Genomic DNA, 22560 nt, shown 5'->3' on the forward strand with positions numbered 1-22560 from the left:
AGCATGCAGACCGCCGCCAGCCACCTGGACCGCTGCGAGTACGAGCGTAAGGACGACGCCTGGGTCGAGGAGCAGTGGAGTGCCGCCGGCAGCCTGCTGCTGTCGGTGGACGAGACCGGCCACGTCGCCTGCACCGACGACCGCCGTGGCGTTGCCGACCGGCGGCCCAGCGGGGACTACGACCCGCAACGGCACTATCTGCTGGGCCGGTGGCGGGGCGCCGCGGTGTTCGCCGTGCTGGCCGCCGCGGAGCCGAGCGCCGGCCTGCGCACGCTGCTGCCGGTGTTGGACGACGCGGGCCGCGAGCTGGTGCTTGCCGCGGTGGCGCTGGTGAACTGGCACCGGACCTCACCGCACTGCGGCTCCTGCGGGGCGCTGACCCGGGTGACCACCGGCGGCATCGTCCGGCACTGCGACAACTGCAACCGCGACCGCTTCCCGCGCAGCGACCCGGCCATCATCGTGGCCGTGCTGGACGCCAACGACCGGCTGCTGCTGGGTCATCAGGTGGTGTGGCCGACGGGCCGGATGTCGATCCTGGCCGGCTTCGTGTCGGCGGGGGAGTCGCTGGAGCAGGCGGTCCGGCGCGAGGTCGCCGAGGAGACCGGCGTCCGGGTCGCAGCGGTGCGCTACCTGAGCAGCCAGCCGTGGCCGTTCCCACGTTCGCTGATGCTCGGATTCATCGCCCGGGCCGCCGGCGACGAACTGAACGTCGACGGGGTGGAGATCGAGCACGCCCGCTGGTTCAGCCGCGACGAGCTGGCCGAGGCGACATCCAACGGCGAGGTCGCGCTGCCCGGCTCCGGCTCGATCGCGCAGGGCATCATCGACGACTGGCGAACCGGATCGCTGCCTCGACCGGAGGGCTGAGCGCCGCCGGCGTCCCGCACCGGTGTCCGGGTCTTCCTACGGTCCAGTAGGTTGGGTCCGAAGGGGAGGACGACGGATGGATCCGAGCAACGTTGCTGTGGTGTTCGCCAAGGCGGTCACGAGGCATGGGCAGCGTCCCGCCACCCGAATCCGATCAGGGGACGGCTGGACGACCCGCAGCTACGCCGAACTGGGCGCCGACGTGCGCCGGCTGGCGGCACGGCTGCTCGCCGACGGGCTGGAGCGCGGGGACCGGGTGGCGATCTTCGCCCCCAACCTGCCCGAGTGGAGCCTGGTCGACCTGGCCTGCCTGAGCGCCGGGTTGGTGGTCGTGCCGCTGTACCCGACCAGCACGCCCGAGGAGATCCGTCACATCCTCGGCGACTCCCGCTGCCGGCTCGCGTTCATCGCGGGTGAATCCGAATGGGTCCGGCTGCAGCCGCTGATGGCCGGGCTGCCCGAGTTGAGGCGGGTGGTGTCGTTCACCGCCGTCGGAGACCCCGCGGTGACCACCCTTGCCGACGAAGTCGCCGCTGCGCCCCCCGACGGCGGCGCCGTGGACGCCGCGCTGGCCCGGGCGTCCGGCGACGATCTGGCGACCATCATCTACACCTCCGGCACGACCGGGCCGCCCAAGGGGGCGATGCTCACCCACCGCGGCTTCACCCACCAGCTGGCGGTGCTGACCGCGCAGCTGTCGATCGGGCCCGACGACTCGTCGCTGTCGTTCCTGCCGCTGAGCCACGCTCTGGAACGCGCCTGGACATTCGTGGTGCTGGCGTCCGGCTGCCTCAACACGTACGTGCCCGACCCGCGCACCGTCGCCGAACAGCTGGTGCTGGCCCGTCCGACGATGCTGGTCAGCGTGCCCAGGCTGTACGAGAAGGTCGTCAGCACCGCCCACCAGAAGGTGGCCGGCTCGGCGCTGAAACAGCGACTCATGGCGTGGGCCCTGCGGGTCGGCGGTCAGTACCACAGCGCCGCCGAGGCCGGGGCGAAGCCGTCGCCGCTGCTGAGGGTGCAGTTCCGGGTTGCGGACGCCCTGGTGCTGAACAGCATCCGGAACGCGCTGGGCGGTGCCAAGTCGGTGCTGGCCTGTGGCGGCGCGCCGCTGCGGCAGGAGATCGAGGAGTTCTTCTTCGCCTGCGGCCTGCCGGTGCTGCAGGGCTACGGCCTCACCGAGGCGTCCCCGCTGGTCAGCTTCCCTTCACCGGCCGCGCACCGGTTCGGCACCGTCGGCCGGGTGATCGACGGTTCGCAGGTGCGGCTCACCGACGCGGGCGAGATCTGCTATCGCGGGCCGAACCTGATGCTGGGCTACTGGGGTCAGCCAGAAGCCTCCGCCGCAGTGCTGGTCGACGGGTGGTTGCACACCGGCGACGTGGGCGAGGTGGACGCCGACGGGTACCTGCGGATCACCGACCGGATCAAGGACCTGATCGTCACCAGCAACGGCAAGAACATCGCCCCCGGGCCGATCGAAGGCCTGCTGGCCACCGATCCTCTGCTCGAACACGCCCTGGTGCTCGGGGACAACCGCCCCTACCTGACCCTGCTGGTCGCCCCGTCGCTGCCCGCGCTGGAAGACGTCGGACGCCGCCTGCAACTCACCTGGGAGCGCCGCGACGAACTGCTGAGTCACCCGGCCGTCCTGCACGAGATCAGGGAGCGGGTGACGGCCCTGACCAGCCAGCTCGCCAAGCACGAGCAGATCCGTGACCTGCGGATGGCGGTGGAGGAGTTCACCCAGGAGAACGGCCTGCTCACTCCGACGTTGAAGATCAAGCGGCGCGAGGTCGAACGACGGTTCGCTCACCTGATCGACGAGATGTACGCGAAGGTGATCAAACCTCGGGGGAGGTGAGCGGATCGTCCGGCTGCTCAGCCACCACGCGCAACGTGTGCCTGGTGTCCCCAGCCGTGACCTCCAGCACCGAACCGACGGGCACCTGACGCCCCCGGCGGGTCTCCGGTTCACCATCGACGTGGACGGCACCGGCCGCGATCAGAGCCTTCGCCTCGCCACCGTCGGCGACCAGGCCCGCGTACTTGAGCAGTTGGCCGAGCCTGATGCTGTCGGTGCCGATCGCGATCTCCATGCGCCCAGTCTGGCCCCTACAGCCGCTCGCGCAGGCCGGACGCGCGCCGCGCCGCGCGTTTCACCGCCTCGGCCAGCGCCTGGGGCGTGCCGATCAGGTGGACGGCGTCGGTGGCCCTGGTGACCGCGGTGTACAGCAGTTCACGGGTGAGCAGCGGCGACTCGACCGGGGGAACCACGAGGGTGACCTCGGCGAACTGGCTGCCCTGCGACTTGTGCACGGTCAGGGCGTCCACCGACTGGGTGCCGCCCAGCAGGTCGGGCGCCAAGGCCCGCCGCTCGGTGCCGGCGAAGTGCACGACCGGCCGGCCGTCGGACACCAGCACGACGCCGGTGTCGCCGTTCCACAGCCCCCAGTCGGCCTGGTTCGACGTGACCAGCACCGCCCGGCCCGCGAACCACTCACCCTCGGCGCCGTAGCCGGGCACCGATGCGCGCAACCAGAACTCGGCCTGGCGGGCCCAGCTGGTCGCACCGAACGGCCCCTGCCGGTGCGCGCACAACAGTCGGTGGCGGTCCAGCAGCGCCAATGCCGCGTCGGCGTCGCCGCGTACCGCGGCAGCGTGGATCGCCCGTCCGGCATGCACCACGCGGGCCCGCAGCGCGTCCTGCGGATCGTCGGGTGGAGTCAGGGTCAGCCGGGAATCGCCGGCCGCTGCCAGGTCGAGGACGCGGTCGGCGTCCCCGTGGCGCACCGCTGACGCCAGATCGCCGAGCAGACCCGTGAAGCGGTAGTTGCGGTGCAGCGTGACCACCGGGCTGGAGCCGCCGGTACCGCGCCAGCCGGCCCGGGTGAGGTCGGCGAGTACGGCGCCTGCCGAGACGGAACTGAGCTGGTCGGGATCACCCACCAGCACGAGCCGCGCGGCAGGTGCCACCGCGTCGACCAGTTGGGCCATCTGGGTGAGCGACACCATGGACAGTTCGTCAACGATGACGGCGTCGTGCGGCAGCGGATTGTCGGCGTGGTAGCGCGGGGTGGAGCGGCTGCGGAACGTGAGACCGATCAGCCGGTGCACGGTGGACGCGCTCAGCCCGGACGCCCAAGCGGCCACCTCGGGCGGCAGCTGGGCCGCCGCGCCGCGCAGCGCCTCGTCCATCCGAGCCGCTGCCTTGCCGGTCGGGGCGGCCAGCGCCACCCGCCGCACACCCTGGGCGAACAGCATCGCGAGCATCCGCGCGATCGTCGTGGTCTTGCCGGTGCCGGGGCCGCCGGCCAGCACCGTCAGCCCGGCGGTGGCGGCATGCTCGACCGCCCGCCGCTGGTCGGGGTCGCTGTCGGCGCCGAACAGCTCGTCCAGTCGAGGCTGCAGCAGGGATTGTTCGACAGCCGCCGACCTGGCCAGGGTGCGCTCGACCAGGGCGGCGCGGACCTGCTCCTCCTGCTCCCAGTAGCGGGTCAGGTAGAGCCGGTCTCCGACCAGGCGCACCGGCAGCCGCAGGTCGCCGTCGGGTTCGAGCGCCACCAGCGGACTCGCGACCAGCGCCGCCCGCCATGCATCCTCGTCGGGCCACAGCTCGTCGGGCACCTCGACGAGTTCGTCATCGCGGCCGGTCACGCTGAACCGCACCCGGTCGAGTTCCAGACACACCGAGCCGGCCCGCAGGGCACGGACCGCCAGCGCGACGGCCAGCTTCACCGTCGGGTCGTTCTCGCCGTAGAGCAGGCACAGGTGTCGCGCCGGGTGCAGATCGGCCCAGTCGAGCACCCCCAGTTGGTGGAACTCACCGACCAGGTCGTCGGCCACCACGGACAGTTCCGGGTCACGCATGGACACCTCCAGCCCCCAGCAGCGCGGACAGTTCGGTCACCAGGCCGGTCGGCGGGCTCCACTCGAACACGCCGGTGGCCGGGCCGGCCTCGGGTCCGCCCATGCCGCGCACGAACAGGTACAGCACTCCGCCCAGGTGCGCCGCAGGGTCGTAACCCGCCAGGCGTCCGGCGAGGAACCGGTGCAGGGCCACGCAGTACAGCAGGGCCTGCAGCGGGTAGTGGCTGGCGCACATGGCGCTGACCATCGGGCCCAGGCCGTAGTGTCCCAGGGTGAGATCGTCGCCGCCGAGTCGGTTCGTCTTGTAGTCGACCACTACGAAGCGGGGCCGATCAGCGGTTCCGACCCGCAGCACGGCGTCGATGCTGCCGGTCAGAAACCCCTTCAACGGCTGAGCGGCGAGCGTGGGATCGGCCAGCAGGTGCGGGTAGCCGACCAACGGATCGTCGGTGCCCAGGTGCCGCCGAAGCAGCCCGGCGACATCGCCGAGCGTGAACCCCGACGCAGGTTCGAGCGGCAGGTCGAAGGTGAGCTCGGCCAGCCGGTCGGCGATCGGCAGCTCGGCGAGGCTGCGATCGTCGGCCAGCGGTCCCAACGGTGTGCCGAAGGCCGGCAGCAGTGCGTCGACCAGCGCCTCGGCGTCCACGCCGGGCAGCGGGAAGCGGGGCAGCCATTCGGCCACGGCCCGGGCCAGGTTGGCCCGCAGCTCCACGTGGCCGCTGCCCGGGTCAACCTGCTCGAACAGGGCGTGCACGAGGCTGCCGAACTGGGTGCCGCCGGGCAGGTCACGCATCGGCGAGGGTGCCGACCCGGTGACTGGCGGGGTGACGCCCTCCGGCTCCTCCGGCTCGTCGAGCAGCAGCGGCGCCTCGTGATGCACGCCCGCGGTCAGGCCCGAGTACGACGTCCGGCGCCAGTCGGCGTCGATGGTGCGGGTGAAGGTTCGTGCGCGCAACCCGGGCGGGGCCTCGGACGCCGAAACCTGCGGCACCCGGGTGGTCACCCGCACCGGATGCACCTCGATGCCGGGGGTGGCGCGCAGCCACTCGAGTTGGGCGGGGGCGAGGCTGCCGGGCGGAACGTCGAGCGGGTAGGACCGCTCGGGCGCGGCCGCCTCGGCCCGGCGCTCGCGGTACAGCACCCGGTGCAGCGACGAGCCGGTCGCCTCCTCGGTGCGTGCCCACCAGGCGATGACGTGCGAGCGGGCCCGGGTGAACGCCACGTACAGCAGGCGCAGCTCCTCCTCGTCGTCCTCGGCGCGGGCCCTGGCCAGCCGTTCGGCCCGCCCGGTGCCGCTCACCCCGCCCAGGTCGACCAGTGCGCGGCCGTCGTCGTCGTGGAACAGCAACGCCCCACCCGAATCACCGGACCGGGCCCCGCCGAACGGACGCCACAGGTCGGGCAGCAGCACGATCGGGTACTGCAGGCCCTTGGCCCGGTGGACGGTCTTCACCTGGACGGCGCGGGCGTCGGTCTCGAGCCGACGGGTGCGTTCGCCTTCGGAGGACGGCCGGGTGAGCTGTTCGGCCAGCCACTCGGCCAGCCAGGCCGCGGTCGGCCGCTCATGGCCGGACGCCTCGTGCAGCAGCTCGGCGACGTGCCGGAAGTCGGTCATCAACCGCTCACCGTCGGGCCGCGCCAGCACCCGGTCGATGAAGTCGGTCTCGGCGCCGATCGCGGCGAACAGGGCCGCCACGCCGGAGCGGGACAGGATGCGGTCCCACTGCCGGACGGTCGCCGTCCAATCGGCGAGCTGCTGCTCGTCGGCGGTCGCCAGGTCGGCCAGCGAGGCCTCGAAGAACAGCGTGCGCAGCGCCTTGCGGACGTCGCCGCGCCAACCCGACGCCAGCGCGCGGAGCAGCGCCAGCCAGTCGGCGGCGGCCGGTGAGTCGTAGATGCTCTCGGCGCCGCTGAGGGCCACCGTGACCCCCCCGGCCCGCAACCCGTCGGCGATCCGCTGGGCGAGGGAGTTGGTGCGCACCAGGATGGCGATGTCGCCGGCATCGACAGGGCGCCAGCCGGTGCCGTCGGCGTCGGCCAGCTCGTGGTCGTCGAGCAGCTGCCGGACCCGCCGGACCACGTCGGCGATGACGGCCTCGACCGCCCGCCAGTGCTTCTGCTCCTCATCGAGGGTGGCCAGCAGCACCGGCGGAACACGCCTGCCGCCCTGCCGCAGCCCGGAACCGGCGCGGTGCGCGGTCACCGGGTGCACGTCGATGCCGTCGCCGAGCCGCAGGCCCGCGAACAGCGAGCCCAGCGCGTCGACCAGGTCGGCGTCACTGCGGTAGTTGGTGCTCAGCCCGTACCGGCGCTCGGCGCTGTCGGCCGCCTTGAGGTAGGCCTGCACGTCGGCGCCGCGGAAGGTGTAGATCGCCTGCTTCGGGTCGCCGATCAGCACCACGGGGCGTTGGTCGCCGAACAACCGGTGCAGGATCTCCCACTGCACCGGGTCGGTGTCCTGGAACTCGTCGACCAGCACGAAATCGACCCCGCCGAGCAGCCGCGCGCAGGCCTCGCGCCCGTTGTCCGGATCGGCCAGGGCGTCGCGCAACCGGGCCAGCTGATCGTCGAAGGTGAGCAGTCCGAGCCTGCTGCGACGGCGGGCGGCCTCGTCGCGCGCCGCGGTCGCGAATCGGACCCGCTCACCCGGCGACCCGTCGTCGCCCTGGGGCACGATCGCGCGCAACGCGTGCTGCAGGGCATCGAGGGTGAGCCGCTCGGCGCCGTCCTGCGTCAGCCAGCCGTCGGTGTCGGTGAGGGGCATCGGTGGAAGCCGCTGGTCGAAGGCGTACCGCTTCAGGTACTCATCGACCGCCACCTCGCGCGCCAGCGGGCGCAGGTCGGGCAGCATCGTGCCCGACGGGTCACCGGCGGCCAGCACGCCGAGCCGGCTGTACATCGCCTGGCAGAACTCGTGAATGGTCATCACCGCCGCCGCGTCGAAGCCGGCGACGGCGTTGGCGAGCCTCGCCGCGGCCTTGGCGTCGGACGTCCGCCGGGCTGCTGAGATCAGGTGGTCACGGACCCGGGAACGCAGCTCGCGGGTGGCGTCCCGGCCGAAGGTGACCATCAGCAGCCGGTCGATGGTGGCGCGGCCCTCGCCGATCAGCCGGGCGGCCAGGTCGGCGATCCGATGCGTCTTGCCGGTGCCGGCGGACGCCTCGAGCACCGTGATGCCGGTACCCAGCCCGCCGGCCGGGTCGAACTCGTCGAAGGCCTGCATCAGCGCACCTCATGATCGGTCAGCGGACCCCACAGCACGCGGGCGGCGGCGCAGGCGAGTGAGGTCTCGTCGGGTTGGTCGAGGTCGTCGGCGCCGACGGCGACCGCCAGCAGGTCCTCGACCCCGGGGTAGAACGTCGCCCACCCGTCCATGCCGGGGCCGCGGCGTGGGCGGTACGCCTTGTGCAGGTCGCGCAGTTGCGTCATCGGGTCGGCGCCGTCGGCGATCACCCGCCCGAGCTGCTGGCCGAAGAAGGCGGGCAGCGGCAGCGGGGCGTCCAGGCCGATGCGGTAGAGGCGCAGCCACCGATCGAGTACCGCGACGGCGACCTCGACCTCGGGGCCGCGCAGCTTCAGCGTCCAGTTGCGGCCGACGGACGCCGCCCGCCAGCCGCGTCCGGTCGCGGCGGTCAGCGCCAGCAGCTTCAGCCAGGTGCCGAGGCGGTGCCGGGGCTGGAGCTTGGAGTAGGTGGTGTCGAGGATCACGTCGTCGCGGGTCGATACCCGGCCGGTGAGCCGGACCGGGCCGCAGTCGAACGCCAGATCGTGATGCGCCACCGGCTCGTCGAGGCCGATCGGCAGGTGGCGCACGATGGATTCGACGGTGCGCCGGACGTCGTCGAGCATCCGGTTGCCGAGCTGGCCGGGAGGCAGCTGGCCGCGCAACCATTCGGCCCCCACCGCGTCGTCGACGGGCCGGCCCGCGGCGACCAGCCCGAGCAACCGGTCACCCACCGCCCAGCTCTGCAACCCGTCGAGCTCGATGGGGATCTCCTCGACGGGTTCGGGCGCGTCACCCAGGTTGAGACCGCAGCGAACCCGCAGGAACTGCTTCACGGGGTCGGCGACCAGGCCGCTCACCTCATCGAGGGTCACTTCGCGCAGCGGCCCGGCCGGCGGAACGGCGAGGTCGGCGGCGAGGACACGGCGGGGCCCGACCAGGGCACGGGCCCCCCGCAGCCCGGCCGGGTCGTAGCTGCGCGGAGCGGACGCCTCGAACAGCTCCGGACTGAACGGCTGGAGCGGGTGCTGCTGTGGCTCGACCCCGGCCTCGGCGAGCACGTCGAGCAGGTCGGCCAGCGCCGCCGGCGGCGGCACCTTCTCGTTGGTCAGCGCCGAGCGGCCCTGGTGCACCAGCACTAGCGCCTGCCGGGCGGACGCCGCGGCGTCGGCCAGCACCTGCCGGCCCTGCGCCGGTGGGTCGGGCTCTCCCGGCCGCGGATCGTGCAGCATGAGATTGTCGCCGTCGCGCTCGGCACGGTGCGGGAAGACGCCGTCGTCGAGGCCGAGCACACACACCACGCGGTACGGGACACCGCGCAGGGACGCCAGCGAGCACACCGTCAGCGCCCCGTTGCCGTACGTCGACCGGGCCCGGCCACGCTCGAACTCGTCGGCCAGCAACGCCATCACCTCGGTGAGGCTCAGTTCGGCCTCGCCGGCGCCGCGCTCGGCCAGGTCGGCGAGCCGCAGCTGCGCGTCGGTGCGCTGCCAGGCGTCGTCGCCGGCGGCGAGGGTGAAGTCGTCGACCGCCTGCTGCAGCCGCTGCACCCAGCCGGCGAGGGTGGTCGGGGTGTCGGCGAGGTTCGCCAGCAGGCCCAGCCGGGCCAGCAGCTCGGCCAGCCCGCCCAGCCCCGCCAGGTCGCCGTCCTGCACGTCGTGCAGCGGCAGCGTGGTGCCCACGATCGGCAGCCGCTCCTCGCTCAGGGCGACACCCAGCAGCATCCGCTGCAGGCCGGCCAGCCACGTGTTCTGCCGCACCTCGCCGAGCCCGTAGCGGGCGCGGTGCCGCGCGTTCAGCCCCCACCGGACCCCGGCGGCAGCGGCCAGCTGTACCAACCGCTCGAGGGTGTCGTCGTCGAAGCCGAATCGGGCCGCCACGGCCGGCCTGGCGCACAGGTCGATCACGTCGGCGGCCGTGGCGCGCGACTCGATGAGTCCCAGCACCTGGACCAGCGCGCCGAGCACCGGGTTCGACTCGGCGGAGCTCCGGTCGGCCACCTGCACCCGGAAGTCGTTGGCGGGGTGACGCCCGGGCACCTCGGGAGGCAGCCGGAACGACGCGGTGATCAGCGGGCCGGCCTCGGACAGGTCGGCGCAGCCGACCACGATGTGCCGAGGCTCCAGGGTGGGATCGGCTGCCAACAGTCCGGTGATGACGTCGCGGAGGATCTCGACCTGTCGCTCGGGCCCGTGCCCGGCGTGCACCTGCACGCTGCCGTCGGCGACCGGCGGGTCCGGCCGCTCACCGGCGAGGCGCCGTTGCAGCCAGCCGAGGGTGCCGCCGGGTGAACCAGCCGGAACCAGCACGGTGTCGCTGGCCGCGCGGTTCAGCAGCGCCGTGCTCACGCCCGCCTCGAACGCGCTCAGCCGGCTCGCCGGGTCGTCCTCGCCGGCGCGGGGCCAGGACGGCGCGGTCACCTGGCGCAGCGACACGTGCACGGCGCGGTGCTCGGCCAGCGCGGCGAACACCTCGACCCACCACGGCGACAGCGGGTCGGGCTCGACGACCGAGACCTGCGCCGGCAGGGACAGGGAGCCGGGATCGGAGCGCAACCGGGTCAGGAAGCTGCGCTGCGCGGCGACCGGGCTGGCATCGGCTGCCGCCAGCCGCCACAGGGCCGGCTGCCAGGCATCGAAACCGAGCGGGTCGCCGTTCTCGTCGGTATCGGAGCCGTTCTCCCACCCCTCGACCAGGGCGGGACGCCAGTGCAGGTAGCGATGGAACAGGCCGGCGATGCGGCGTCCGACCCGATAGCTGTCGCGCGAGTTGGCCAGGTGCCGGCGCAGTTGGGCGAAGCCCGGCTGGTCGGTCGAGCCGATCAGCTCGAGCAGCCGCCAGGTGAGGCGCTGCGGGCTCCAGAACGCGGCCGGGTCGCCCAGGTCGCGCAGCAGGCCCGGCGGCGTGACGAAGGTGACCCCGGCGCACACCCCCTCGCCCGGGCGTCCGAGCCTGCGGGCCAGCTCGTTGGTGAGCCAGCGGCGCAGGTGCGGGTGCGGCGTGACGACCAGGTCGAGGGCGAACGGGTCGTCACGCGGGACGCCCAGCCGGGACGCCAGCTCGGCGGCCAGTGCCGTGGCGTCGGAGGAACGGTGAAGGAAGATGCCGGTCATGCTGGGCAACACCCTAGGGGCGGCCGCCGACGTTCTGGTCCAGCTCGGGCGCGGGGGCGAGCACAGACGAGCGCTGTCGGGCCCGGCGTTTACAGTGTCAGACGTGCCCGATTCCGACGCCCTGCTGGCCGCCCTCGATCCCGAGCAGCGCGAGGTCGCGAGCACCTTCGGGGTGCCGGTATGTGTCATCGCGGGTGCCGGAACCGGCAAGACCAGGGCCATCACGCACCGGATCGCCTACGGCTGCGCGACCGGGGCCTACGACCCGGCGGCGGTGCTGGCCGTCACCTTCACCACCCGGGCCGCCGGCGAGTTGCGCGGACGCCTGCGCGGCCTGGGGTTCCCGCGGGTGCAGGCCCGCACGTTCCACTCCGCGGCGCTGCGCCAGGCGCAGTACTTCTGGCCGACGGCGATGGGCCACGAGTTGCCCCGGGTCAGCGACGCCCGGGCCGCGATGATGGCCGAGGCCGCCGGACGCCTGCTCGGCCACCGCGCCGAGCCCGGCACCCTGCGCGACCTGCTCACCGAGGTGAGCTGGGCCAAGGTGAGCAACGTGCCACCCGCCGACTATGCCGAACTGGCCTCCGGGCAGGGCCGAGAGGTGGCCGCCGTCGACCCGGCGGGGGTCGCCCGCATCTATGCCCGGTACGAGAAGGTGAAGGCTGACCGGGGCGTGATCGACTTCGACGACGTACTGCTGTGCACGGTGGCCCTGCTGTCGGACCATGACGACGTCCGGGCCCAGGTGCGCCGCACCTACCGGCACGTGGTGGTCGACGAGTACCAGGACGTCAGCCCCCTGCAGCAGTCGCTGCTGGAACTGTGGCTGGGCGAGCAACGCCCGGACCTGTGCGTGGTGGGCGACCCGGCCCAGACCATCCACTCCTTCGCCGGTGCCCGGGCCTCATACCTGACCGGCTTCGCCCGCCGCCACCCGGACGCCGCCGTGATCCGGCTGGTCCGCGACTACCGCTCCACCCAGCAGGTCGTCGACGTCGCCAACCGGGTGCTGCACTCGCGCGGGCGCGCCGAGGGCGTCCGGCTGGTCGCCCAGGGCGGTTCGGGCCCGCAGCCGCGCTACACCCAGTGCGCCACCGAGGCCGACGAGGCCGCCCACGTCGCGACCTGGCTGTCGGGGCTGATCACCGACGGCGTCCCGCCCGGAGAACTGGCGGTGCTGTACCGCATCCACGCCCAGTCGCCCGCCTACGAGGCTGCCCTGAGCAGTGCCGGGGTGCCCTTCACCCTGCGGTCGGCCGAGGGCTTCTTCGCCCGTCCCGAGGTGCGCAATGCCGTGATCGCGCTGCGGGGCCAGCAGCAGGCCGACACCGGGGGGCCGCTCGAGGCGGTCCGCGGCGTGCTGGCGGGCCAGGGCTGGACGACCGAGCCGCCCACCGGCCAGGGCCAGGCCCGCGAACGGTGGGAGTCGCTGGCCGCCCTGGTGGCGCTCGCGGAACAGTTCGTGGCCGACCGCCCGCACGCGTCGTTGGCCGACCTGCTCACCGAACTCGACGAGCGTGCCCGGGTCGAGCACGCCCCGGCCGGCGCCGGCGTGACGCTGTCCACGCTGCACGCCGCCAAGGGACTCGAGTGGGAGGGCGTGGCATTGGTCGGCGCCCAGGAGGGCACGTTGCCGTTCTCGCTGGCCCAGTCGCCCGAGCAGGTCGCAGAGGAACAGCGGCTGTTCTACGTCGGGATCACCCGCGCCAAGCGGCACCTGTCGATCTCATGGGCCTCATCCCGCAACGGCGGTGGCGGTCGGCGCAAGCCCTCCCGTTTCCTCGACGGGATCCGTCCCGACATCGGTGCGTCCCAGCCGGCCCGAGGTTCCAGGAAGTCGCGGGCCAGGGCCAAGCCGAACTGCCGGGTGTGCGGCGGCGCCCTGCAACCCGGCGCCGAGCTGAAACTCGGCCGGCACCTCGACTGCCCGTCCAGCTACGACGAACGCACCTGGGAGCTGCTGCGTGAATGGCGGCGCCAAGAGGCGGCAGCCGCCAATCTGCCGGCGTTTTGCGTGTTCACCGACGCGACCCTGATGGCGATCGCCGAGCGGCGTCCGGCCGACACCGGCCAGCTGCTGGGCATCGCCGGCGTGGGACGCTCCAAGGTCGACAAGTACGGCGACGCCGTGTTCGCCATCCTCGGCGAGGAGTCGTCAGTCGCTCCACCCGGGTAGGAACTCGGCGAGCACGTCGCGGAACCCGGCCGTGACGTCCAGCTGGGCGAGCACCGCGATGCCGCCCAGCCAGACCCGGTGGATCAGCGCATACAGCGGCGGGATGGTGAGTTTCATGCCGACGCCGTCGCGGGTCGAGCTGCTGCGCACGTGCAAAAACTGGGCCCGCATCCACTCACGGTCGAAGTGGAACTGCTCCGACCGGGCCGGCTCGACGAACGGGTCCAGGTAGCCGAGGAGTTCGTGGGCGTCCACTTCGCGGGCGATGAAGCCCTCCTCGGCGAGTCCGCGGGCCATCGCCGCGGCATCGTCGTCCATGGCCAGCCGGATCAGCCGGCCCATCGCCGGCGGCAGCCCCTGCGGGAGCCTGGCCACCAGGCCGAAGTCGACCACACCCAGCCGCCCGTCGGGAAGCACCAGGTAGTTGCCGGGATGCGGGTCCGCGTGCAGCAGTCCCGCACGGGCCGGCCCGGCGAACAGGAAACGCGCGTAGGACAGGCCGATGCGGTTGCGTTCCGACTCGGGCTCGGACGCCGCGGCGGAGAGCTTGCGCCCGTCCAGCCAGTCGCTGATCAGTACCCGGCTGGTCGCGTCGTGCACCCGCGGCACGACGAACTCCGGATCGCCGGCGAAGGCGTCCGCGGCCCGGGACTGGTTGTCGGCCTCCAGGGTGTAGTCGACCTCCTCGGAGATCCGCTCGGCGAGTTCGCGGCTGAGCGTCACCACGTCGACGCCGCCGGCCAGCGGCGCCACCACCCCGGCCAGCCGTTCGATCTGCCGCAGGTCCGAGCGCAGCGCCCGGTCGGCCCCCGGGTACTGGATCTTCACCGCGACCGGCGTGCCGTCGGCGAGCACGCCGCGATGCACCTGGCCGATGGACGCCGCGGCTGCCGGCCGCAGGTCGATCGAGGCGAACCAGTCACGCCATCGAGGCCCGAGTTCGCTGCGCAGCACCGCCTGCACCCGCGAGGAGGGAAGTGGGGGAGCGGAGTCCTGAAGCTTGCCGAGCTGTTCCCGGTAGGGCTTGGCGATCTCCTCGGGCAGGAAGGCCTCGAACATGCTGAGCGCCTGGCCGAACTTCATCGCCCCGCCCTTCAGTTCGCCCAGCACGCTGAACAACTGTTCGGCGGCCGCGGCCCGCAGCTGGGTGTCGACCTGGTCGGCGTCGGCGCCGAGCAGACGGCGTCCGAACCCGACGGCCTGCCGCCCGGCAGCTCCCAGGGGGAGTGACAGCATCCGTGAGGCGCGGGCGAACGACGAGGTGGGCACGGACCGGTCCTGCTCGGGCCCTTCCTCGCCGGACTGGTTCGGTTCAGGCTGGTCGGCGGTCACCGCCCCATTGTGCCAACCGTTCCCAGCGGACCGGATCGGCCCCCGTGCAGCCGCAGCCCGGGTGGGCCCTCAGCGGGCGGGCCCGCAGCGAGCCCTCTGCGTCGAGCTCCAGGGCGGTGCCCAGGGTGTCGGGGACGGCGCCGGCCAGCCAGGAGCGCACCTGCACCGCGGCGGTCGCCACCAGCCAGTGCAGCTCCGCGCCCTGCGGGGTGCGCGGCCGGGGCAGGCACAGCTGGGCGAGCAGTTGCGGCCACGCGGGGTCGCGCGCACTGCGATGCAGGTCCTCGCAGCGCAGGCATGCGGTCGCCCCGGGCACCACCAGTGGGCCGACCGCGACTCCCAGGTCGCTGCCCCGGACCACCAGATGCGGTGCGCCGCCGAGTTGGTGCAGCACGGAGCGGTCGGGTTCTGCCGCCTCGGTGGCGACCACGATGAGAGCCGGTGCCCGGCCGGCACCGGCGAGCTGAGCGGCGTGGCTGAGCCGGCCCGGATGGCCGCTGCTCAACCGGTGCAGCTCCCGGGGCGGCGGGCCGGGCCAGACGAGCCGGATCGGGCCGGGCACGGCACCGAGCAGCACCCGGACCAGCATCAGGGTGAGGCGTCCACTGCCCACGACGCTCACCTCGGCCGGGTCGGACGCCGGCGCGGCCAGCAGCCCGGCCGCGTCCAGTCGTCGCAGCAGCCGGCGCAACCAGGCCTGCGCACCCGGTCCGGCCAGTTGCCGCAGCCGCTCGGTGGAGCTGCCCCGACGCAGGGCGCTCAGCACCTCGGGGGCGGTGCGCGGCGGGTCGGCCAGCACCAGCCCGGCGGGGGGTTCGAGCCCGAGTTGCAGGGCGCCGTCGGGCCTGGACAGCACGGGCAACGGTTGGCGCAGCCGCAGCAGTCGCTCAGTGCCTGGTTCGGACGGGCTGGCCACCACGCCATCGTGCCCGCCGCCGGTGGGTGCGGCCACGGTCATCGGCGACGGGACAACACCCGGCCGGGACCGGACAACACCCCCAGGACAGCGAAAACGCCGCACCCGACGGGTGCGGCGCTCCGGTGTGGGTCAGGCCTTGGGCAGGAAGCGGGTCAGGTTCGTCCCACAAACGGGGCACTTGGCCTTGGCGATCCGGGTTCCCTTTGCGTTGACCGTCACGTCGCCGGTGGCGTCGCGGTGATCCTTGCACTTCACGCAGTAGAACGAACCGCTGTAGGTGTCGTCGGCCACGTCATTCCTCCTATAGATATGTGAGCGCTGGAGACAACCACAGCGCGTCTTGCCGGTTCAGCATACGGTACCGATCCCGGTGTCCTGCCCGTGGTCGCTGGCGTGCCGCCACGGCATGGAAGCGGGGCCCCCACGGCGTCGTCCGCTTGCCTTCCCCTGCGAGCGGTGTGACCGGAGGGCCCCGTCGCTCAGACGGTAGTGGGGCCGCGGCCAGCCGGTCAACCAGTGCCCGGATTCTGTCACCGCCCGCGGTTAGTCTCATGGCCATGGCAACGGAGGAGTACGTGGTGCGGCGTAGCGCGCGGCGACGCACCACGATGGGTATCACGCGCGAAGCGGGCATGCTGGTGGTGCTTGTCCCCGAGCGGCTCACCCGCGCCCAGGAGCGCGAGCTCGTCCCGGGTTTCGTGTCGCGCTACCTCGAGCGCGAGGCGTCCCGTCGCCCCCCGGCCGCGGACGCCGAGTTGACCGTTCGCGGACGGAGGCTGTTCGCCCGCTATCTGGCCGAGCCGGGGCGGGAGGTGCCCCGGCTGCAGGTCAGTTGGTCGTCGCGGCAGCGGCAACGCTGGGGCTCCTGCACGATCGCCACCGGCGAGATCCGGCTCTCCGATCGGCTGCGCTCCATGCCCGACTGGGTGGCCGACTACGTGCTGGTGCACGAGCTCACCCACCTGATCGAGACCGACCACACCACCAGGTTCCACGAGCTGGTGGCGCGATACCCCCAGGCCGAGCGGGCCAAGGGGTTCCTCGAGGGCTGGCTCAGCGCGCAGGGGCTGCAGCCCATGGAGTACTGAACCGCCGCCCCACGGGGTAGTGCCGGCGCGCTAGGACTGGTCCTGGCCGCGCTCCTCGTCGAGCAGCTTGGCCAGTTCGGCGTCCAGGTCGTCGAGAGGTGCCGCGGCGTGGCCCTGCTCCGCGTAGCCGAGCGGGTCGTTGAGGTCGTCGGCGGTCGGGATCAGGTCCGGGTGGCTCCACGAGGCGTCCCGGGCCTCGGCGTCGCGGGCCGAGCGGACGGCGGCCCACAGGTTGGCGGCGTCGCGCGTCCGTCGCGGACGCAGTTCCAGACCGACGAGGGCCTTCAGGGCGCTCTCGGCGGGGCCACCGGCCGCGCGCCGCCGCCTGACGATCTCGGTCAGTGCGCCGCCGTTGGGCATCCAGCGGCCAATCGTGTGCCCGACCACGTCGTCCACCCAGCCCTCGACCAGCGCGAGCAGGGTTTCGAGCCTCTCCAACACCTCGGTCTGCTCGGGGGTGACCGCAGGCTCGAACAGCCGGCCGGCCAGGGCCTGGCCGGCCCGCTCGAGATCCTCGGCGCTCATCGCGGCGCTGAGCTGCTGCTCGATCGCCTGCTCGAGCGCACCGGTGTCGATGGTGATGTCCCGGGCGTAGTGCTCGACGAGCGCGTGCAGCTGCGGGCCGAGCCAGCCGACCGCGGCGAACAGCCGCTGCCGAGCCGCCTCGCGCAGCGCAAGGAACAGCAACACGTCGTCGCCGGTCAGGTTGTCCAGCTCGGCCCCGAACTGCTCGATGTTGGTCGGCAGCAACGCGACCTGTGGCCGTTGCCCCAGCGGCAGGCCGATGTCGCTGACGCTCAGCACCTCGGCGGAGAGGTTGCCCACCGACTGCCCGACCTGCGCGGCGAACATGCCGGACGCCGCGGCGCGCACCATCGGCTTCATGAACTCTTCGCCCGGCCCGGTCTCGCGGGCCATCAGCGAGCCGAGCGCGGCGGCCAGGCTGGTGACGATGGGATTGGCCAGCTTGCGCCAGGTCTCGAAGGTCCCCTCCACCCATTCGGCGCGGCTCCAGGCGACCGCCGGAGTACTCAGCCGGGGGAAGCTGATCTCCTCGTCCAGCCACAGGTCGGCCAGTGCGGTGACGTCGCGGACCCGCGCCGACTCCTCCTGCGAGGGTGCATGATCGGGCCCCAGCGAGGCGGTCACCTTGCGGGCGATGTCGCGGGTGAACGTCCAGTTCATGCCGCTGTCGGCGTCGCTCGGGCCGAAACCAGCCATCTGGGTCTGGAACTGCGCCATCACCGACTGCAGCCGCTGGGTGAGGGCGGCCAGATCGAACTCGCCGTCCGGACCGGGGGTGATGCCGAACTGGGCAAGGAATTGGGCCAGCGGGTTCTCCTCCGACGGCTTGCCGTCGTCGGGGAGGTCCGGGTCGGTGGCCATTGCAGCTCCTGGGTCGGGGAAATCAGCCGGCCGGGTCGGCTCGGCAGGTGTCCATTGTCCCGCACCCGGCAAGTGCGGCCCGTCACGGGCCGCCGCGGTCCTTCGGGTAGGGTCTGGACGTGACCAAGCAGACCTGGACGGCGGCCGTCTCTGCCCTGCTGTTCGTGGCACTGGCCGCCGTCGTGTCGCTGGTTCCGGTGCCGTTCGTCAGCTGGTCCGCGGGCAGCACGGTCAATCTGTTCGAGCCGGTCGACGGGGAGCCGCGCGTCGACATCCAGGGCGTCACGACGTACCCGACGACGGGACAGCTGCGTCTCACCACCGTGTCGGTGACCCGCGCCGACAGCCAGTTGACCCTGCCCGAGGCGCTGCTGTCGTACTGGCTCTCGGCCCGCGAGGTGCTGCCCCGCGACGCGGTCTACCAGGCCGGCGTCGACGTCGACGAGATCCGCGCCCGCGAGGTGCAGATGATGGACAACTCGCAGTCCTCGGCGGTGGCCGCGGCGTTGCGGGCCGCCGGCGAGAAGGTCGTCGAATACCCCATGGTGGCGGGGGTGTCGAACGGCAGCCCGGCGGACGGCAAGCTGAAACCCGGTGACTTCATCCTCAAGATCGACGACAAGACGGTCGCCACCGCCGATGCGATCCGGGCCAGGGTCAACGAGCATCAGGTGGGCGAGGCCATCCTGTTCACGATCCTGCGCGATCACGAGCAGCTGACCGAGACCATCACCACCGTCGCCTCCAACGCCAACGCCTCCCAGCCCGTGGTCGGGATCAACCTCACCGTCGGCTACTCCTACACCCCCCGGGTCATCTTCCGGATCGACCCCGACATCGGCGGGCCGAGTGCCGGGCTGATGTTCGCGCTGGCCGTCTACGACCAGGTCTCGCCCGACGACCTGACCGCCGGCCGGTCGATAGCCGGCACCGGCACCATTTCCGGCGACGGTAAGGTCGGCGCGATCGGCGGCATCCAGGAGAAGATCGCCGGGGCCGAGGGCGCCGGTGCGACCATCTTCCTGGTGCCGGCGGCGAACTGTCCCGACGTGGTCGGGGTCTCGACCTCGGTCCGGCTGGTCAAGGTGCAGACGCTGCAGGAGGCCATCGCCGCCCTCACCGCGCTGAAGGATCCGGCCACGGCGGCCTCGGTCGAGGGATGCCCGACGTGAGCGTTCCCGACGCGCTGGTGGCGGGCCTGATGGAGATCGAGCGCCACGTCGCGGGCCTCGGTTGGGACCAGCCGGCCCGGCTGTTCGCGCTGGTGCCCACCGAGGAGCTGATCAGCGCCGAGCCACAGCTCGCCGAGCACCTGACCGGTGGCCGCGAACCCCAGCCCGGTCAGTTGTCGGCCATCGAGCAGGACGCCTTCAACGCAGGAGCCGAACTGGCCGAGACCCTGGCCAGGATCGCCTGGCCGGACACGGTCGCCGGGGTCGCGTTGAGCCTGGAGAGGTTCTTCCTGCCCGGCTCCGCGGACGCCGAACTGCGCTCGGACGCCACCGGGACCGACACCGTCCGGAACCACCCCGACCGTCAGGAGATCAGGGTGGTCGTCGGCGTGCTGCGCGACGGCGGGGCGCACGGCGTGGCGCGCATCCGCAGCCATCCGGACGAGTTGCTGGCCGGCGCCGACCTGGTCCCGGGTCTGGCCGCGGCGCTGGCACGTACATTGGACTGACCGCCCGATCGAGGAGAACTCCGCGTGAGCCTGTCTGCAAGCGTCAACCGCCGATCCCCGTTGTTGCTGACCTTCGGGATCGCGGCCGTCGCCGTGATCCTGTTCGCCATCTTCACCCAGATCTGGACCGACAAGCTGTGGTTCGACTCCATCAGCTTCGGCGTGGTGTTCTCCACCGAGTTGTGGGTGCGGGTCGGCCTGTTCGTCGGCGTCGGGGCCGTGATGGCGCTGCTGATCGGCGGCAACATGTGGCTGGCCATCCGGCTGCGGCCACCGGCCAGGCGGGGCGGTGAGAGCGCCGTGCTCGAGGCGTACCGGCGCATGCTCGAGCACAACGTGAAGTTCGCGGTGGGCGTGCCGGCCGTGGCCATGGGCGTGCTGGCCGGCATGTCGGCGACCGGTGAGGTGCTGCCCGTGCTGGCCTGGCTGAACCGCGTCCCGTTCGGTCAGACCGATCCCTACTTCGGCCTGGACTACGGCTTCTACGTGTTCGAGTTGCCGGTGTGGCAGTCGTTGCTGTCGTTCCTGCTGACGGCGGTCACCTTCAGCCTGATCGCCGCGGCGGTCGTGCACTTCGCCACCGGCGGCGTCCGGGCGGTGCGGAACCTGGGCCGCCCGCAGCTCACCCAGGGGGCCCTGGTGCACCTGTCGGTGCTGGCCGGCGTCCTGCTGGTGCTGTACGGCCTGCAGTCGCTGCTGGACCGCTACGGGCTGCTGCTCACCCAGGGCACCCTGTTCACCGGCATGCACTACACCGACGATCAGGCCCGGGCCGGCGCCAAGCTGGTGATGGCGGTGATCGCCTTCCTGGTGGCGGCGCTGTTCTTCGCCAACCCGATCCTCAAGCGGGCAATCTATCCGGCAGCCGCCGTGGTGCTGATGGTGATCTCGGGACTGATCCTCACCCTCATCTACCCGGCCGTCGTGCAGTCCTTCGTCGTGGCGCCCAACCAGCCCGACAAAGAGAACCCGTACATGCAGCGGCACATCGACATGACCCGCCAGGCGTTCGGCATCGCCGATACCGAGATCACCGAGTACGAGGCGGTCACCCAGGTGCGGGCAGGGCAGCTCAAGGCGGACGCCGAGGCGCTGCCCGGCATCCGGCTGATGGATCCCGCGGTGATCGGCCCGACCTACGAGCAGCTGCAGCAGGTGCGCGGCTACTACACCTTCCCCGACGTCCTCGACGTCGACCGCTACAAGATCGACGGCGCGGAGACCGATGTCGTGGTCGCTGCGCGGGAGATGAACCTCGCCGGGCTGCCGGACCAGAACTGGAACAACATCCACACCGTCTACACCCACGGCTACGGCCTGGTGATGGCCTACGGCAACCGCCGGCAGACGGGCGGCGAGCCCGAGTGGATCGTCCGTGACATCCCGCCGGAGGGCGTCCTGGGCGACTTCGAATCGCGGATCTACTTCGGCGAGCAGTCCACCCAGTACGCCATCGTCGGACGCGAGGAGGGCCAGGACCCGATCGAGCTCGACACCCCCAACGGCAAGTTCAACGTCTACTCCGGCAAGGGCGGCGTCCCGATCGGCGACGCGTTCAGCCGGGCGCTGCACTCGGCCCGGTTCATGGACATCAACCTGCTGTTGTCCGACCGGGTGAACAGCCAGTCGAGGATCCTGTACAACCGGACGCCGAAGGAGCGCGTCGAAGAGGTCGCGCCCTGGCTGACGCTCGATTCCAACATCTACCCGGCCGTCGTCGACGGCCGGACGGTCTGGATCGTCGACGGCTACACCACCAGTGGCGACTACCCGAACAGCCAATTGGTGAACCTGCGGAACTCGGCCGCCGACACCCAGTCCCGGGCGATCGGCGCGCAGATCGACGAGAACATCAACTACATCCGCAACTCGGTGAAGGCGGTGGTGGACGCCTACGACGGCACGGTCACCCTGTACGCATGGGACGAGTCGGACCCGCTGCTGCAGGCCTATTCGAAGGCCTTCCCCGGCACCGTCCAGCCGAAGAGTGCGATCAGTGCCGACCTGTTGAGCCACCTGCGCTACCCCGAGGACCTGTTCAAGGTGCAGCGGGAGATCCTCGGCCGTTACCACATGACCAACCCGTACACCTGGTACGCCCAGTCCGACCTGTGGCAGGTGCCGAACGACCCGGTCCAGGCCGACGCCAACGCCGCCGAACCGCCCTACTACCTGAGCATCAAGTGGCCGACCGACGACGATCCGGTGTTCAGCCAGACCAGCGTTTTCGTGCCGCGCGGACGGTCCAACCTGGCCAGCTACCTGTCGGTGATCGCCGAGGCGACCAGCCCCGACTACGGCAAGCTCCGGGTGCTGCGCATGTCGGACACCCACCAGATCGACGGCCCGGGGCAGACCTTCAACGCGATCAACACGGACCCGACGGTCGCCGAGACGCTGCGTCCCTTCCTCAACCAGGGCGCGGCCTCGGCCACCTACGGCAACCTGCTGACGCTGCCGATGGGCAACGGGCTGCTGTACGTGGCGCCGATCTACACCCAGCGGCAGGGCAACACCGGTTCGTACCCGGCACTGGCCTTCGTCGTGGTGCGGTTCGGTTCGCACGTCGGTATCGGCACCACACTGCAGGAGGCTCTGGACAAGGTGTTCGCCGGCGACGCCGGCGCCGACACCGGCGAGAAGCCGGTCGACAATCCGTCGCCGTCACCCTCGCCGTCCCCGACCGGCACCTCGTCACCGTCACCGACGACGTCCCCGACGGGCACGTCGACCGCCAGCCCCGAGGCCGTCGCGCAGCTCGAGAAGGCCCAGGCGGCGTTCACCGCGGCGGACGAGGCCCTGCGCAAGGGAGACCTCGCCACCTACCAGGCGAAGGTCGACGAGGCGAAGGCTGCGCTCGCGGCTGCGCTGAAGCTGATGGGCCGTTGAGCCGGCTCTCGGC

General features: G+C 72.1%; 15 protein-coding genes. 7 read left to right on the top strand and 8 right to left on the bottom strand.

Annotation, left to right across the window (positions count from 1 at the left end):
* Window positions 1–3 precede the first annotated feature (3 nt).
* Window positions 4–870 carry an NAD(+) diphosphatase gene (gene nudC / locus OIE40_RS05525; RefSeq protein WP_264701700.1) on the top strand — a complete coding sequence of 289 codons (867 nt, stop codon included), beginning with the start codon at window positions 4–6 and terminating at the stop codon, window positions 868–870.
* A gap of 76 nt (window positions 871–946) precedes the next feature.
* Window positions 947–2734, top strand: coding sequence for an AMP-dependent synthetase/ligase (locus tag OIE40_RS05530; RefSeq protein ID WP_264700841.1), 1788 nt, complete (start codon window positions 947–949; stop codon window positions 2732–2734).
* On the opposite strand, the gene OIE40_RS05535 is transcribed toward OIE40_RS05530, so the two are convergent.
* The 4 genes from OIE40_RS05535 to OIE40_RS05550 are packed head-to-tail and all read right to left on the bottom strand — an operon-like array spanning window position 2715 to window position 11076.
* Complete coding sequence (locus OIE40_RS05535; protein WP_264700842.1) at window positions 2715–2969, bottom strand: RNA-binding S4 domain-containing protein; 255 nt, start codon at window positions 2967–2969, stop codon at window positions 2715–2717. The genes OIE40_RS05530 and OIE40_RS05535 overlap by 20 nt on opposite strands.
* Before the next feature lie 16 nt (window positions 2970–2985).
* Window positions 2986–4740 carry an exodeoxyribonuclease V subunit alpha gene (gene recD / locus OIE40_RS05540; protein WP_264700844.1) on the bottom strand — a complete coding sequence of 585 codons (1755 nt, stop codon included), beginning with the start codon at window positions 4738–4740 and terminating at the stop codon, window positions 2986–2988.
* Complete coding sequence (locus tag OIE40_RS05545) at window positions 4733–7963, bottom strand: UvrD-helicase domain-containing protein (RefSeq protein WP_264700845.1); 3231 nt, start codon at window positions 7961–7963, stop codon at window positions 4733–4735. The genes recD and OIE40_RS05545 overlap by 8 nt, the downstream gene beginning before the upstream one ends.
* Window positions 7963–11076 carry an exodeoxyribonuclease V subunit gamma gene (locus tag OIE40_RS05550; RefSeq protein ID WP_264700846.1) on the bottom strand — a complete coding sequence of 1038 codons (3114 nt, stop codon included), beginning with the start codon at window positions 11074–11076 and terminating at the stop codon, window positions 7963–7965. The genes OIE40_RS05545 and OIE40_RS05550 overlap by 1 nt, the downstream gene beginning before the upstream one ends.
* A 103-nt stretch (window positions 11077–11179) precedes the next feature.
* Between OIE40_RS05550 and OIE40_RS05555 the strand changes: the two genes are divergently transcribed.
* On the top strand, window positions 11180–13252 hold the full coding sequence (locus OIE40_RS05555; protein ID WP_264700847.1) for an ATP-dependent DNA helicase UvrD2: 2073 nt from the start codon (window positions 11180–11182) through the stop codon (window positions 13250–13252).
* On the opposite strand, the gene OIE40_RS05560 is transcribed toward OIE40_RS05555, so the two are convergent.
* The 3 genes from OIE40_RS05560 to OIE40_RS05570 all read right to left on the bottom strand — a co-directional run bounded on the left by OIE40_RS05560 (window position 13232) and on the right by OIE40_RS05570 (window position 15794).
* Window positions 13232–14584 carry an ABC1 kinase family protein gene (locus OIE40_RS05560; RefSeq protein ID WP_264700848.1) on the bottom strand — a complete coding sequence of 451 codons (1353 nt, stop codon included), beginning with the start codon at window positions 14582–14584 and terminating at the stop codon, window positions 13232–13234. The two genes, OIE40_RS05555 and OIE40_RS05560, sit on opposite strands and share 21 nt — an antisense overlap.
* A complete protein-coding gene (locus OIE40_RS05565) occupies window positions 14565–15500 on the bottom strand; it encodes a hypothetical protein (protein ID WP_264700850.1) in 936 nt (311 codons plus the stop codon). The genes OIE40_RS05560 and OIE40_RS05565 overlap by 20 nt, the downstream gene beginning before the upstream one ends.
* A gap of 132 nt (window positions 15501–15632) precedes the next feature.
* Entirely contained in the window at window positions 15633–15794 is a 162-nt protein-coding gene (locus tag OIE40_RS05570) for a DUF5679 domain-containing protein (protein WP_264700852.1), read from the bottom strand.
* 266 nt (window positions 15795–16060) lie between these two features.
* Between OIE40_RS05570 and OIE40_RS05575 the strand changes: the two genes are divergently transcribed.
* Window positions 16061–16591 carry a M48 metallopeptidase family protein gene (locus OIE40_RS05575; RefSeq protein ID WP_264700854.1) on the top strand — a complete coding sequence of 177 codons (531 nt, stop codon included), beginning with the start codon at window positions 16061–16063 and terminating at the stop codon, window positions 16589–16591.
* A 30-nt stretch (window positions 16592–16621) separates the two neighbouring features.
* Here the strand turns inward: OIE40_RS05575 and OIE40_RS05580 are convergent, their stop codons facing one another.
* On the bottom strand, window positions 16622–17977 hold the full coding sequence (locus OIE40_RS05580; RefSeq protein ID WP_264700856.1) for a zinc-dependent metalloprotease: 1356 nt from the start codon (window positions 17975–17977) through the stop codon (window positions 16622–16624).
* A 119-nt stretch (window positions 17978–18096) separates the two neighbouring features.
* On the opposite strand from OIE40_RS05580, the gene OIE40_RS05585 reads away from it, so the two are divergent.
* The 3 genes from OIE40_RS05585 to OIE40_RS05595 are packed head-to-tail and all read left to right on the top strand — an operon-like array spanning window position 18097 to window position 22547.
* Window positions 18097–19149 carry a YlbL family protein gene (locus OIE40_RS05585; protein ID WP_264700858.1) on the top strand — a complete coding sequence of 351 codons (1053 nt, stop codon included), beginning with the start codon at window positions 18097–18099 and terminating at the stop codon, window positions 19147–19149.
* Complete coding sequence (locus OIE40_RS05590; protein ID WP_264700860.1) at window positions 19137–19658, top strand: PPA1309 family protein; 522 nt, start codon at window positions 19137–19139, stop codon at window positions 19656–19658. Before OIE40_RS05585 ends, OIE40_RS05590 begins: the two co-directional genes overlap by 13 nt.
* Window positions 19659–19682: 24 nt before the next feature.
* The gene (locus OIE40_RS05595; protein WP_264700863.1) at window positions 19683–22547 is read left to right on the top strand and encodes a UPF0182 family membrane protein; all 2865 of its coding nucleotides are present in this window, start codon (window positions 19683–19685) and stop codon (window positions 22545–22547) included.
* Window positions 22548–22560: the final 13 nt, after the last annotated feature.

The organism is Micropruina sonneratiae, assembly GCF_025972045.1.
GTDB classification, from domain to species: domain Bacteria; phylum Actinomycetota; class Actinomycetes; order Propionibacteriales; family Propionibacteriaceae; genus Micropruina; species Micropruina sonneratiae.